Origin of the sequence: Nonlabens sp., assembly GCF_039941875.1 — a bacterium.
Taxonomy (GTDB): domain Bacteria; phylum Bacteroidota; class Bacteroidia; order Flavobacteriales; family Flavobacteriaceae; genus Nonlabens.
On the sequence record NZ_JBDVDQ010000003.1, the window covers coordinates 343032 to 357259 of the forward strand.

The window sequence follows — 14228 nt, forward strand, 5'->3', positions numbered from 1 at the left end:
ATGCGTTGATTTATTTAATCTACCTTAATTTCTAGCACAAGTCCTTCATGACTTCTTAAGTTCATTACTTTACCATCTTCAAAGATTAAGTATTGTCCTTTGATGCCTTTCAGTTTTCCTGCGTACTCGGTAGTTTTTGCAAGATTGACACTAGTCACTTTTTCAGGGTATTGAAGTACAGGAAAATTGATTTCCCATTCTTTTTCATTATCGAGAATATATTCTTGGGCTTCTTGAGGTATGTATTGTAGTAAGCTTTCGCGAAAGCGTAACAAATCAACATCTTCTATACTGTTAGTAAGCATCTTGCGCCAGTTGGTTTTATCTGCTACGTGATCTTTAAGTGCGACTTCTGCAATACCAGCGAGGTAACGATTAGGTGTTTCAAGAATGGCAACAGCTTCATGTGCGCCTTGATCGATCCATCTGGTAGGTATTTGTGTTTTGCGAGTTACTCCTACTTTTATATTGCTGCTGTTTGCTAGGTAAACGATATGTGGTTTAAGTTGTACTTTTTTCTCGTATTCTAGATCTCTATCTTCTTCGTCTAGGTGAGCGCGACTTAATTCTGGACGCATGATCCAGTCGCCAGCTTGTGGTGATGCGGTAAAACAATCATAACAAAAACCCTGGCGCCATATCTTTTTATCAAGACTACAGTTAAGGCATTCATTACCTACATGCTTTAAAGAAATGTTTTTATCCAGCAGCTGATTCATGTGTACAAAGTTATCTGGGAAAACCAGATAGTATTGGACTGTTTCCTTCAGTTCGGTTTGCATTTTTCTTATAGTGCCGGTAAGGATCATTTTAGTAACTTTAAAAATTATCGAAGTATCTTTGAATCTGTAAAAATAAGATGATCTCTAATTAATAATGGCAAACGCACTAGTCAATTCTGTAGTATCGTGGTTTCTTAAGAAGCGCATTCATGATATGGAGCTTTTTATGAAGCATCCACAAGAATTGCAGGATAATATTTTGCAAGATCTTATTTATTATGCCCGACATACCGAGGTTGGGAAAAAATATGGTTTTGATACTATTAAATCTTATGCAGAGTTTGCAAACCGCGTACCAATGTCTGGGTATACAGAAATGCAGGATTCTATAGCTAGATCGTTAAAGGGAGAAGGTAATATTTTCTGGCCTAGTGATATTAAATGGTTTGCAAAAAGTAGTGGTACGACGAGTGCGCGTAGCAAATACATTCCTGTAAGCCAGCAATCGTTAGAAGACTGCCATTATGCAGCAACTAAGGATTTGTTGTGCATGTACCTGAATAATAATCCAGATTCTAAAATATTTAAAGGAAAAGGCTTGCGACTAGGTGGTAGCAATACACTAGATAAAAAGTCGGGAACTGTCGCTGGAGATTTGAGCAGTATTTTAATAGATAACATGCCTTTCTGGGCAGACTATAGTTCTACACCAGGTAATGATGTGGCTCTTATGGCAGACTGGGAAACTAAAATGCCTGCAATCGTACAAGAAACGATAAAAGAAGATGTGACCAGTCTTGCAGGAGTGCCTTCCTGGATGATGGTATTGCTTAATAATGTTCTCGAGACTACTGGAAAAAATAATATTCTAGAAGTATGGCCACAGATGGAGGTGTTCTTTCACGGTGGTGTGAGTTTTGATCCTTATGTAGAGCAGTTTAATAAATTATTACCAGCAGGACATATTAAGTATTACGAGACTTATAATGCGAGCGAAGGTTTCTTTGCGATCCAAGATACTAATGACAGCAAAGAGCTATTGCTTATGCTAGATTATGGAATCTTTTATGAGTTTATCTCCATGAAAACCTATGGTACGCCGCAAGAAAAGGTGATACCTATTAGCGAGGTAGAACTAGGTGAAAATTATGCTATTATCATCACGACTAATGCCGGTTTATGGCGTTATAAAATAGGTGATACGGTACGTTTTACTAGTAAAAGCCCTTATCGTATTAAAGTAAGTGGTCGTACTAAACACCATATTAATGTATTCGGTGAAGAGCTTATTATAGAAAATGCCGAAGAAGCACTCAAGAAAACCATTAAAGAAATTCCGTGTGCTATTAAAGATTATACCGTTGCGCCCATTTTTATGGAAGGTAAGGAAAAGGGAGCGCATGAATGGATGATAGAATTTGCAACGCAGCCGGATAATGTTTCCGCTTTCGCGAAAGCGTTAGACCACAATCTACAACGAGTAAATAGTGATTATGAGGCAAAACGTGCTAATGATATAACTTTAAAACAGTTGATCATACACAATGCAAAGCCAGATGTCTTTTATAAATGGTTAAAGAAAAAAGATAAATTAGGTGGGCAACATAAGATACCTAGATTAAGCAATTCTAGAGAATACATGGACCAGTTGCTCGAGATAGATAGAGGTTCTACGTCTTTATAATTAATCTTTAAAATAACTATACTTAAAATCTATAGCGAGCAAGTTATAACTCAAAACGAAACCGTATTTTTGCAAAAATTTTTTACATGAGCAAATTAGTTGTGGTAGGTACAGTAGCATTTGATGCAATTGAAACTCCGTTTGGTAAAACAGATAAGATTTTAGGTGGTGCAGCTACCTTTATAGGACTTAGTGCATCTCACTTTAATACAGAAGTAGGTCTAGTAAGTGTTGTAGGTGGTGATTTTCCTCAAGAATATTTAGACATGCTTACTAACCGCGGCATGAATGTCGAAGGTGTAGAGGTGGTGAAAGATGGGAAAACTTTTTTCTGGTCTGGTAAATACCACAATGATATGAATACTCGCGACACACTAGCAACAGAGCTTAACGTGTTAGCAGATTTTAATCCAGTTGTACCAGAATCTTTTAAAGATGCTGAGGTGGTGATGTTAGGAAACTTACATCCAGCTGTACAATTAGGTGTTATAGAACAAACTCCAGCAGCAAAATTAATCGTACTTGATACGATGAATTTCTGGATGGACAGTGCGCTAGATATGTTGCACGAGGTAATTGCTAAGGTAGATGTAATTACTATTAATGATGAAGAGGCTAGACAACTGTCTGGAGAATACTCTCTAGTTGCTGCAGCAAGAAAGATTCATGCTATGGGTCCTAAGTATGTAGTAATTAAAAAAGGAGAGCATGGAGCATTATTATTCCATAATGAAGAGATTTTCTTTGCACCAGCATTACCACTAGAAGAAGTGTTTGATCCTACTGGAGCAGGAGATACATTTGCAGGTGGATTTGCAGGATTCCTTGCAGCTAGTGGCGACTATAGTTTTGAAAATATGAAGCGTGCTATTATTTATGGATCTAACTTTGCATCCTTTGCAGTAGAGAAATTTGGTACAGAGCGTATGCAAACTATTACAAATGAAGAGATCAAAACTCGTTTAGAGCAATTTAAGGCGCTAACAAAATTTGAAATAAAAAATTAATAATTCTATCAAAAAGCCTCAAGTAATTCTTGGGGCTTTTTTTATTTTTATATCCTTATAATCCCCATCATGAGCGATCAATTAAAACACGAGTGTGGTATAGCACTTATCCGTCTTCTTAAACCATTAGAATTTTACAAGGAGAAATACGGTACTGCCTTTTATGGTATAAATAAAATGTACTTAATGATGGAGAAACAGCACAACCGTGGTCAGGATGGTGCTGGATTTGCAAGTGTAAAACTGGACTTAGATCCAGGGCAACGCTATATTTCTAGAGTACGTAGTAATGCTGCGCAACCTATTCAAGATATTTTTGCGCAAATTAATGACCGTATTAATACTGGGCTTACTGAAAATCCAGAGATTAAAGATGATGTCGCTGCACAGAAAGAACAACTTCCATATATCGGAGAGTTGTTAATGGGGCATGTGCGTTATGGAACTTTTGGAAAGAATAGTATAGAATCGGTACACCCTTTCTTAAGACAAAACAATTGGATGCACCGCAACCTGATTATGGCAGGTAACTTTAATATGACTAATGTGAACAAGCTTTTTAATAAGTTAGTGTCATTAGGACAACATCCTAAAGATATGGCAGACACGGTAACTGTCATGGAAAAAGTAGGTCATTTTCAAGATAGACAAGTAAGTAAGTTATACAAGAAATTCAAAGCTAAAGGGCTCTCTAAAAGAGAGGCTAGTCCTAAAATAGCAGAAGAGCTAGACGTTGCAAAAATCTTGCGTAAAAGTGCAAGAGACTGGGATGGTGGTTATGCTATGGGTGGACTTATGGGACATGGTGATGCATTCTTATTACGTGATCCTGCAGGAATACGACCAGCTTATTATTTTAAAAATGATGAGGTAGTAGTAGTAGCGAGTGAGCGACCTGTTATACAGACAGCCTTTAATGCACCTTTTGATGAGGTAAAAGAGCTGGACCCTGGTAAAGCAATTATCATAAAGAAAGACGGTACAGTTACTCTAGATCAGATTACAGCACCATTAGAACGCAAAGCGTGTTCTTTTGAGCGTATATACTTTTCTCGTGGTAGTGATGCAGAGATCTACAAAGAGCGTAAAATGTTAGGGAAATTGTTGTTCCCTAAGATTATGGAAAGTATTGATAACGATATTGATAACACCGTGTTCTCTTACATTCCTAACACTGCCGAAACATCATTTTACGGTATGGTAGAAGAAGGTCATGCGGTTCTTAACCAGCAAAAAAGAGATTTTATTATTGCAGGTAATGGACAGTTAACAGCAGAGCAGGTGGAAGAAACGCTATCGCGAAAGCTGAGAACTGAGAAAATAGCTATTAAAGATGCAAAGCTACGTACCTTCATAACAGAAGATTCTTCTCGTGATGATCTGGTAGCTCACGTTTATGATGTGACTTATGGTGTAGTAAAGCCAGAAGATAATCTGGTAATTATAGATGATTCTATCGTAAGAGGAACGACCTTAAAAAAGTCTATCCTTAAAATGATGGATAGATTAAACCCTAAGAAAATAGTAGTAGTATCTAGTGCGCCACAAATACGTTACCCAGATTGCTACGGTATAGATATGGCACGATTAGAAGGTCTAGTTGCTTTTAGAGCGGCGCTAGCACTACATAAAGATCGTGGTACTTACCATATTATAGAAGATATCTATAAGAAATGTAAATTACAAACAGAGTTAGAAGATGTAGATGTAGTAAATCACGTAGTAGATTTATATGCGCCATTTGAAGACCAAGAAATTTCTGATAAAATAGGAGAGTTGCTGTCTGATGAAGATATTAACGCCGAAGTGAAAGTGATTTATCAAACGGTAGAAAATCTTCATAAAGCCTGTCCTAAAAACTTAGGAGACTGGTACTTTACAGGTGACTACCCAACTGCTGGTGGTAATCGTGTGGTAAACCGTGCTTATATCAATTTCTTTGAAGGAAATGATGAGCGTGCTTATTAAGAACTAGTATTTACTGAATAAAAAAATCCCCAAATCAACTTGTTGATTTGGGGATTTTAGCTAGTTAGGATTATTTTCCTTCAGCATATCTTTTAGAAACTTCTTCCCAGTTAATTACGTTAAAGAAAGCTTCAACATAATCAGGACGTCTGTTTTGATAGTTTAAGTAATAAGCATGTTCCCATACATCAAGACCTAAAATAGGAGAGCCACCACAGCCTACACCAGGCATTAATGGGTTGTCTTGATTAGGAGTACCGCATACATCTAGTTTTCCACCTTCGTGAACACATAACCATGCCCATCCAGAACCGAATTGTCCTTTTGCAGCAGTACTAAATTTGTCTTTGAAAGATTCAAAAGAACCAAAAGAAGCATTGATAGCATCTGCAAGGTCTCCAGTAGGAAGACCACCACCATTAGGAGTCATTACTTCCCAGAATAATCTATGGTTATAAAAACCACCACCATTATTTCTTACCGCTTTATTTTCTAAGTCTAAATTTAAAAGAATGTTCTCGATAGTTTTACCTTCTAGATCAGTTCCTTCTACAGCATTGTTTAATTTAGTTGTGTATCCTTGATGATGCTTACCATGGTGTATTTCCATTGTTTTAGCATCGATATGTGGTTCTAACGCGTCTGTTGCGTAGTTTAATTTTGGTAATTCAAAAGCCATTGTATATCGTTTTTAATTTGTTAATTCTCGAGCTATAAAATTAAGTACTTAAAAGTTACTGTTAAAATAATCTACGTTATTTTATACTTAAAGTGTTCAACCTTAAAATGATGAGTAAAATAGTTAAAAGAATAAAGACTTCTTTAAGAATAATTTCAAATTGATGCTGTTTTCTATGCTTATATTTGACTATGTCCCAATCATCTACTACTTTTTATAGCGCCAGCGCAGGTTCCGGTAAGACCTTTACACTAGCTAAGGATTACCTCACACTGCTATTTAAAAATCCTTATTCAAATGGGTATCGTCGCATACTCGCCGTTACTTTTACCAATAAAGCGGTAGGCGAGATGAAAGAACGTATTCTCGATTACTTACATAAATTTACTCTAGAAGAATTAGAGGAAAGCGTTGCAGGTATCGCTAATCATATAATGACAGAGACTGGTCTAGATGAGGAGCAGTTTAAAAAGAAAGCACGTGCTATTTTTAATCAATTGCTTCACGATTATTCGGCTTTTGATATTGTGACTATAGATTCTTTTAACCATCGTATTTTAAGAACATTTGCAAAGGATATAGACCTGCCAGATAACTTTGAAGTAGAGCTAGATAGCAATAAACTTATATCTAAAGCCATTCATAACCTTATTGCGCGTGCAGGAAAAGATAAAAAGCTCACACAACTTCTGGTAGATTTTTCATTATTAAAGATAGAAGAAGGTAAGAGTTGGGATGTAGAGTATGATCTTTTAGATATTGCAAAATTAATCCTCAATGAAAATCATTACCCTTATTTAAAGCAATTAAAAGGTAAAGAGGTAGAAGATTTTTTACGCTTTCGCGAAAGCTTATACAAGAAAATCAATTCGTCTCAAAAAGACTTAACTGAAAAAGCAAAAGCTCTTGTGGCTGTTGCAGAAAGTGCCCACATTGCTCCTAAAGATTTTAAAGGTGGATCTAGAAGTATTTTTAATGTAGTGATTAAAGTATCTCAAGAAGATTTTACCGTAAAACTAGATGCAGCCTCCATAAGAGATTTAATAGCTGGTGACCTGTATCCTAAAAGTAAGGCTCAGGAAATTAAAGACGCTATTGATACCATGGCGACAGACCTTAAAGTTTTTGCAGAGTCTTATAAAGAAAACATGGGGACTGTACTTTTTTATAAAAACATAGCAAGCAGCCTCACACCATTATCATTACTTAATGAGTTGCTTCAGGAGATCGATAAAATTAAGGATACAGAACAAATAGTACCTATTTATGAATTCAATGCACTTCTTGCAGAGCAGATAAAAGATGAACCAGCCCCATTTATTTATGAAAGACTAGGTGAGCGCTACCGCCATTATTTTATAGACGAGTTTCAAGACACCAGTCGTATGCAGTGGGAAAACCTCTCGCCGCTTATAGAAAATGAACTACAGCAAGAGCGAGAGAATGAAGAGAGAGGTAGTCTTATGCTTGTGGGAGACGCAAAGCAGTCCATATATAGATTCCGTGGTGGAGATGCCGACCAGTTTTTGAGACTACTCGCTACTCCAGACCTTTTCATGTTGCCTAAAAAAGATGAAACCTTAGAGTTTAACTGGCGCAGTTTTGATGAAGTAATTAAATTTAACAATGAGTTTTTTGACACCTATGGAGATCACTTAAATAGTGATGTTTATCAGACATTATATAAAAAATATTTAGAACAAAAAACTAGAGCAAAGGAAGGTGGTTATATACAGATAGACTTTATAGATAAAGACTTTGAAGCTCCTTATGAAAACGAAGACGACTTTAAAACGCCGTATCCTTATCACGTGCATCAACAATTATTAAAAGCCCACAACAACGGTTTTGCTTTAGGTGAGATATGCGTGTTAGTCCGCGCTAATAAAGAAGGTCACGAGATTGCAAAATATCTCGTGTCTCAAGAAATGCGTGTTGTTTCTGGGGATAGCTTACTGGTTTTTGCATCGCATAAAGTCCAGCTGTTAGTTTCACTGATGAAAATGATTCAGGTCCCAGACCAGCAACAGCCACGTTTTGAGTTTTTGATAGCCTATACAAGAGTTTTTAATATTGAAGATATTCATTCTTTTGTGACATCCCATTTACAAGAGAGTTTGCTGGATTTAGGTAAAAAACTAGTAGGTGTAGAAGAAGAAGATTTAGGTTCTGCTTTCGCGAAAGCGGCATTATTTCAAGCAACAGAACACGTAGCAGAATCTCTAGGGTTATTTAAGGAACAAGATACCAGGTTGCAATCTTTTATGGAGTTCTTATTTGAATACTCCACAGGTTATGAAGTTTCACTTTCTGGGTTTATCGAGCACTGGGAATTAAAAAAAGAAAAACTGAGTGTACCAGCTGCTGCAGATGCTGATGCAGTGCAGATAATGACTATTCATAAGTCTAAAGGTTTAGAATTTCCTGTAGTAATAGTCCCGCATTGCGATAAGAAACTAGACGATGCAAGAAATCCGACTGGTTGGGTTGCTGTAGATGAAAAGGAATACGAAGGTTTTGATCAGGTTTATATCAATTTAAAAAAGGATAATGAATTTTATCCTGGTGAGGCGCCACAAGTGTATCAAAATAATCTTGCCAAAGCGCAAATGGATCAAATAAATACGCTTTATGTTGCATTTACAAGAGCTAGAGAGCAATTGTATATAAGTGGTATAGATAGTAAGACGACTAATTATTCTTCTTTATTAAAAGATTTTGTCGATAAAAAGGGGCTTGTCTTAAATGTAGAAGAAGGTTTTAAAAGTGCCCAAATAGGAGAACCGCAACGCAGGTCTGATCAAGGTAAGACAGATGTGAGCGAGATGCTGGAAGAATATAAGGTAAACCTAGACACAGATAGGTTGAGTATTTCTACTAGAAAAGGATTGCTATGGGCTAGTGGTGTGAGTGATGCTATTCAAAAAGGAAATGTGTTACACGAGTATCTTGCGCAAGTGATCACGGCTAAGGACATTGTAAAAGTGAAAGCAAAGATAGACCGTGATTTTTCTTTATCAAAAATGGAACAAGAAGAGATGAAGGTGATGATTACTGATGTGATCCATCATCCTGATCTTTTACCTTATTATAAAGAAGGATTAGAGGTGCGTAATGAACAGCCTATTTTACTTCCTAAAGGAACGCGATTAATACCAGATAGATTAGTGATTAAAAAGGAAGGTGTTGTGATTATGGATTATAAGACAGGAGCGGTTATGGATAAGCATCGAACTCAACTTAATGATTATGAGGCTTTGTTAATTTCTATGGATATGGAGGTTTTAGAAAAAATCCTGGTGTATACAGATTCTCTAGAAATAGTGAAATGGCAAGGATAAGCCTCGTTAGACTTATTATCTTTGTAAAACTTAAAAATAAATAAATATGTACGGATCAATTAAGGAACACCTACAAAAAGAGCTAGCTGATATTAAGGAAGCTGGACTATATAAAAAGGAAAGAATTATTACATCACCACAAGATGCGGTTATTACATTAGACGATGGATCTGAGGTAATAAATTTTTGTGCTAATAATTATTTAGGATTGTCTTCTCATCCAGAAGTAATACAGGCTGCAAAGGATACTTTGGATTCTCATGGTTTTGGTATGAGTTCAGTAAGGTTTATTTGTGGTACTCAAGATATTCATAAAGAGCTAGAACAAAAATTAGCAGACTTTTATGGTTGCGAGGATACAATATTGTATGCGGCATGTTTTGATGCTAATGGAGGTGTTTTTGAACCGTTGCTTACTAAAGAAGATGCGATTATTTCAGATTCTTTAAATCATGCATCTATCATAGACGGTGTGCGTTTATGTAAAGCAGGTCGCTACCGTTATGCTACTGGAAACATGGCAGATCTAGAAAAACAATTACAACAAGCAACTGAAGATGGTGCTAGATATAAACTAATAGTGACAGATGGTGTGTTTTCTATGGACGGATTATTAGCGCCTCTAGATGAAATTTGTGATCTTGCAGATAAGTACGATGCGCTAGTTATGGTAGATGAATGTCACGCTGCTGGATTCTTAGGAGATACAGGACGTGGTACTCTAGAAGCAAAAGGTGTTTTAGGTAGAGTAGATATTGTTACTGGTACTTTAGGTAAAGCATTAGGTGGAGCAATGGGTGGTTATACGTGTGCAAATAAAGAGGTGGTTGAAATCTTAAGACAGCGTTCTAGACCATACCTTTTTAGTAATTCTCTTGCACCTTCTATAGTAGGAGCATCATTAAAAGCATTAGAATTAATAGATAGAAGTACAGAGCTTATCGATAAAGTACAGTCTAATACGGCGTTTTTCAAAAAAGGAATGCAGGATTTAGGATTTGACATCGTAGATGGTGACAGTGCAATTGTTCCAGTTATGTTATACGATGCCAAGCTATCTCAACAAATGGCAGATATGCTTTTAGAAGAAGGAATTTATGTAATTGGGTTCTTTTATCCAGTTGTACCTAAAGAAAAAGCAAGGATTAGAGTGCAATTAAGTGCTGCTCATGAGCATATTCACCTAGAAAAAGCGATCTCAGCATTTGAAAAAGTTGGGAAAAAGCTAGGTGTTATCTAAAATTATCAAGTAATAAGCAATAAAAACAGCATTTTTAGACAAATTTATCAGTTTAAGTCTTGTAATAGAGGTGGAACGGTTTAATTTTGCAACGTTGATTAATAAAAACCCCAACATGAGAAATATTTACAAATTATTAGTTGCTGGAGCAATTTTACTTTCTGCCAGCATGAGTTACGCGCAAGATGAAAGCAATCGCTGGAGTATCGCAGTAGGAATTAATGCTATCGATCTTTATCCTGTAGGAGAAAAGGACGCTGGATTAGGTGACTACTTTGATGAATTCTTCAATGTGGATCATTACAACATTATGACTGTTCCTAGTCGTTTTGAAGTAGGTTACTATGTTGGTGATGGTATCGTTGCAACTGGTGCATTTTCTGTGAATTCAATAGACACAGTAGGTGATACTAAAATTGATGACCTATCTTACTACTCTTTAGGTGGTGGATTAAGATATAATCTTGCAGAACTATGGAATGGTGAAGTGTTTAGTCCGTATTTAGGTGCAGGTGGTTCTTACCAGTGGTTAGATGATGAAGGTTTTGGTACTTTCAATGGAACTTTTGGTTTTGATGTGAAGTTAATGGACAACGTTTATGCAAACGTTCAAACTTCTTACAAGCATGCTTTTGAAGATGATTTACCTAAGCACTGGCAACATACTGCTGGTCTTAAGTTTACTTGGGGTGCAGTAGATACTGACGGTGATGGTATCGTTGATTCTAAAGATGCATGTCCTACAGTAGCTGGATTAGAGAAGTTTATGGGTTGTCCAGATTCTGATAATGATGGTATAGAAGATTCTAAAGATGGTTGTCCTAATGATTTCGGTCCAGCTGAAACTAACGGATGTCCAGACAGAGATGGTGATAAAGTTCTTGATAAAGACGATAAATGTCCTGATACTCCTGGTGTTGTAGCTCTTATGGGTTGTCCAGATGCAGATGGTGACGGTGTTGCAGATGCTGATGATAAGTGTCCTAATGAAGCAGGTCCTGTTGCAAGACAAGGTTGTCCTGTAAAAGATAGGGATAATGACGGTGTTGAAGACGCTATGGATAAGTGTCCAGACGTTAAAGGTATCGCAGAATTACAAGGTTGTCCAAGACCAGTTATGCCTACTAAAGAAGTTCAAGCTCAATTAAACGAGTATGCTAAAACTATCTTGTTTGATACAGCTAAAGCTTCTATTAAAGCACAATCTGCTGCAACGTTAGCTGATATTACTGCTATCTTAAAGAAATACCCAGAAGCTAAATTTACAATTGAAGGTCATACTGATAGTGTAGGTAGTGCTAAATACAACGAAAGACTTTCTGACGATCGTGCGCTTTCTGTAAAAGAATACTTGGTAAAGAATGGAATTGATGAATTCCGTTTAAGTTCTAAAGGATATGGTGAAGCTAATCCTGTAACTAGCAACAGTACTAAAGCTGGTAGAGCTCAAAACAGACGTGTAGAGATTAACTTAGTAAAATAAGTTATTACTAACATTTCAAAATAATAGAAAGCCACTCTGAAAAGAGTGGCTTTTTTTATGCGATAAACTGAAATTTTATGTATTGAATTAGATTCTGTTTCATTGGCATTTCTAGTAGTATCTACTTGTCATTGGTTAGTTTTTATGTTGTCTTAAATTATATGTGGGTAGTTAGCTTTACCTTATACATGATTCTGTTTATAATAGGGTCTGTTAAGGTGTTTTAATCCATTATCAATAAAGCTAGCAGCAGTAGTATTATAGGGAGAAGAAGAAGAAGAAGAAGAAGAAGAAGAAGAAGAAGAAGAAGAAGAAGAAGAAGAAGAAGAAGAAGGCAGTTTTAATTCATTTACAGTAAATGAGCATAACGATGATGTCATATGAACTTGAAATGCTTTTATTAAAAATATGAGTATGATTGTTTGTTGTAAAACTTAAAAAATTAGCTGCCAGTAATTGTTGTCTTTGCGTTTATTGAACCTCAAATAAGCTTTCTCATTTAACTTATTATTGTATTATGAACATTACTGGTAAATAGTATTTATTTGTGTTAGACAGCTTTAAATTTATTATAAGAAAAAGCCCCTAGAATCAATTGATCCTAGGGGTTTTTTAAGATTACGCTTTTGCGAAAGTAGAATTTTATTAGTGTTAGTCACTAGTTAGAGATATGTTATCTAACTCGTAAGTAACATCGTTAGAACTGTCTCCACTGCCGACATATTTAAATGCAATTGCTCCAGTTCCAGTAACACAATCTAAAGATACATTGCCAGAAGTTGGCCATTCATTAAAACTATGGCTTAGAGGAGCGCTTTGATCTGCAATTATAGCATCGCTTAAAGGTTCCCAAGTTGCAGTGGTAATACCTGCAGTTGTACCATCCCAGTCAGAACTAAATAGGGCTTGCATATTTACAGAGCTGTCATAGAAGTCAAATGAACTTTGGAAAGTAATAACTTCACCTGTTTGTGCATCAAAGTCAAACAATGGAGTAATTAACCATGCTATATTACTAGCGTCTCCAGATCTGAAAGGACGTACTCTAGCACTTCTACCTAAGGAATTAGCATCAGTAAAAACTTCCCAAAAAACAGAACCAGCTTCTATGAAGTTAGTCCATCCAGTTGGCATTGCAGCAAGGCCTGTAGATTGCGCCTCAAAATCTTCGTTTAAAAGTGTGTTGGTACCTTGTGAAGCAACAGTACCGCAAGATGTTACAAGGAAATCACACCTTACAGAAGGATCAAAGTTGAAATCTTCAGTGCTGTTAACAGCAATCACGTAATTATCGTCTTCAAAATCTCTTTGTAAAATAGCAGATACAGAACCACTACCGTTAGGCAGTCTCAAAGCTTTAAAATCTGAAAATGTACTGGTTTCTAGTCTTATTGGTGCAGCTGCAAAGTCTGAGCAGGTTTGAAGAAAACGAACTCCATCAAATTGATCAGTAGCTTCAGAAGCAAAAGTTCTTCTGTTATCTATATCTTCCTGATTAAACTGTGTCTGAGGTAAAACTATCATAGTTAGTAATGGAGTGGATATAAATTCAGTTGGTCCATTAACTTCTGTAGGGGTAATGGTGAATACCTCAGAATCTCTTAAGATAACCTGGTCTTGTAATGCAGGGCTAATTTTTTCAATGTTACCATCAATTCCAGCTATTCCTAGTACAGGGACTCCATTTGAAATACCTGCAGTAAGTCCGTCTAATTTAATATAAACACGTTGTCCTAATGTGTAAGTAGTAAATAAAGGACTGTTATCAACAAGAATTTTGATTCCTGCAGTAGGGTTTTCTGTAGCATCTTGAATGATTAATTCTTCAAAATAATTTCCTGCTTCATCACTTGAGATAACATAGCCTTCTGTATACTGACTGTTATCACTTCCAAAAGTGATAGTTCCTGTGAACGATTGCTCTATTTGAGAAATTACAGCACTCATATCTATTAAATTTGCAGGTGCTTCAATATCAACAGCTGCAGTGTCTGGAATGCTGAAGTCGTCATCCTCAACACAAGAAAATGTAATTACTGATAATACAGCAATTGCAAAAAGTTTATGGAATTTTTTCATTTTATTATTTTTATATAAATTCATT

Annotated in this window: 10 protein-coding genes; 6 read left to right on the forward strand and 4 right to left on the reverse strand. The window is 36.2% G+C overall.

From position 1 onward, the window contains the following. Positions 1–14 precede the first annotated feature (14 nt). Positions 15–809, reverse strand: a complete 795-nt coding sequence (locus tag ABJF08_RS01990; RefSeq protein WP_348114368.1) for a DUF2797 domain-containing protein — start codon at positions 807–809, stop codon at positions 15–17. A gap of 67 nt (positions 810–876) precedes the next feature. On the opposite strand from ABJF08_RS01990, the gene ABJF08_RS01995 reads away from it, so the two are divergent. The 3 genes from ABJF08_RS01995 (at position 877) to ABJF08_RS02005 (ending at position 5381) form a co-directional block, all read left to right on the forward strand. Next, positions 877–2406: a GH3 auxin-responsive promoter family protein gene (locus tag ABJF08_RS01995; protein ID WP_348114369.1), complete on the forward strand. Its 1530-nt coding sequence runs from the start codon at positions 877–879 to the stop codon at positions 2404–2406. Positions 2407–2492: 86 nt separating this feature from the next. Further along, positions 2493–3413: a PfkB family carbohydrate kinase gene (locus ABJF08_RS02000; protein WP_104513962.1), complete on the forward strand. Its 921-nt coding sequence runs from the start codon at positions 2493–2495 to the stop codon at positions 3411–3413. Positions 3414–3482: 69 nt separating this feature from the next. Further along, on the forward strand, positions 3483–5381 hold the full coding sequence (locus tag ABJF08_RS02005; RefSeq protein WP_348114370.1) for an amidophosphoribosyltransferase: 1899 nt from the start codon (positions 3483–3485) through the stop codon (positions 5379–5381). Positions 5382–5451: 70 nt separating this feature from the next. Here the strand turns inward: ABJF08_RS02005 and ABJF08_RS02010 are convergent, their stop codons facing one another. Then, positions 5452–6060, reverse strand: a complete 609-nt coding sequence (locus ABJF08_RS02010; protein ID WP_348114371.1) for a superoxide dismutase — start codon at positions 6058–6060, stop codon at positions 5452–5454. Positions 6061–6251: 191 nt separating this feature from the next. Here ABJF08_RS02010 and ABJF08_RS02015 point away from each other — a divergent pair, with 191 nt between their 5' ends. From ABJF08_RS02015 to ABJF08_RS02025, 3 genes are all read left to right on the forward strand, one after another. Continuing rightward, entirely contained in the window at positions 6252–9401 is a 3150-nt protein-coding gene (locus ABJF08_RS02015; RefSeq protein WP_348114372.1) for a UvrD-helicase domain-containing protein, read from the forward strand. A gap of 46 nt (positions 9402–9447) precedes the next feature. Continuing rightward, a complete protein-coding gene (gene kbl / locus ABJF08_RS02020; protein WP_348114373.1) occupies positions 9448–10641 on the forward strand; it encodes a glycine C-acetyltransferase in 1194 nt (397 codons plus the stop codon). A gap of 115 nt (positions 10642–10756) precedes the next feature. Then, positions 10757–12124: an OmpA family protein gene (locus tag ABJF08_RS02025; RefSeq protein WP_348114374.1), complete on the forward strand. Its 1368-nt coding sequence runs from the start codon at positions 10757–10759 to the stop codon at positions 12122–12124. A gap of 182 nt (positions 12125–12306) precedes the next feature. Here the strand turns inward: ABJF08_RS02025 and ABJF08_RS02030 are convergent, their stop codons facing one another. Both ABJF08_RS02030 and ABJF08_RS02035 read right to left on the reverse strand, forming a co-directional pair. Beyond that, a complete protein-coding gene (locus ABJF08_RS02030) occupies positions 12307–12504 on the reverse strand; it encodes a hypothetical protein (protein WP_348114375.1) in 198 nt (65 codons plus the stop codon). 271 nt (positions 12505–12775) lie between these two features. Then, a complete protein-coding gene (locus tag ABJF08_RS02035; RefSeq protein WP_348114376.1) occupies positions 12776–14203 on the reverse strand; it encodes a DUF5689 domain-containing protein in 1428 nt (475 codons plus the stop codon). Between the last annotated feature and the right edge of the window lie 25 nt (positions 14204–14228).

Excerpts from the sequence above, each read along its gene's own strand:
- ABJF08_RS02035 (WP_348114376.1), bottom strand. The coding sequence starts at position 14,203 with ATGAAAAAATTCCATAAACTTTTTGCAATTGCTGTATTATCAGTAATT.
- ABJF08_RS02005 (WP_348114370.1), top strand. The coding sequence starts at position 3,483 with ATGAGCGATCAATTAAAACACGAGTGTGGTATAGCACTTATCCGTCTT.
- ABJF08_RS01995 (WP_348114369.1), top strand. The coding sequence starts at position 877 with ATGGCAAACGCACTAGTCAATTCTGTAGTATCGTGGTTTCTTAAGAAG.
- ABJF08_RS02025 (WP_348114374.1), top strand. The coding sequence starts at position 10,757 with ATGAGAAATATTTACAAATTATTAGTTGCTGGAGCAATTTTACTTTCT.
- kbl (WP_348114373.1), top strand. The coding sequence starts at position 9,448 with ATGTACGGATCAATTAAGGAACACCTACAAAAAGAGCTAGCTGATATT.
- ABJF08_RS01990 (WP_348114368.1), bottom strand. The coding sequence starts at position 809 with ATGATCCTTACCGGCACTATAAGAAAAATGCAAACCGAACTGAAGGAA.
- ABJF08_RS02010 (WP_348114371.1), bottom strand. The coding sequence starts at position 6,060 with ATGGCTTTTGAATTACCAAAATTAAACTACGCAACAGACGCGTTAGAA.
- ABJF08_RS02000 (WP_104513962.1), top strand. The coding sequence starts at position 2,493 with ATGAGCAAATTAGTTGTGGTAGGTACAGTAGCATTTGATGCAATTGAA.
- ABJF08_RS02030 (WP_348114375.1), bottom strand. The coding sequence starts at position 12,504 with ATGACATCATCGTTATGCTCATTTACTGTAAATGAATTAAAACTGCCT.
- ABJF08_RS02015 (WP_348114372.1), top strand. The coding sequence starts at position 6,252 with ATGTCCCAATCATCTACTACTTTTTATAGCGCCAGCGCAGGTTCCGGT.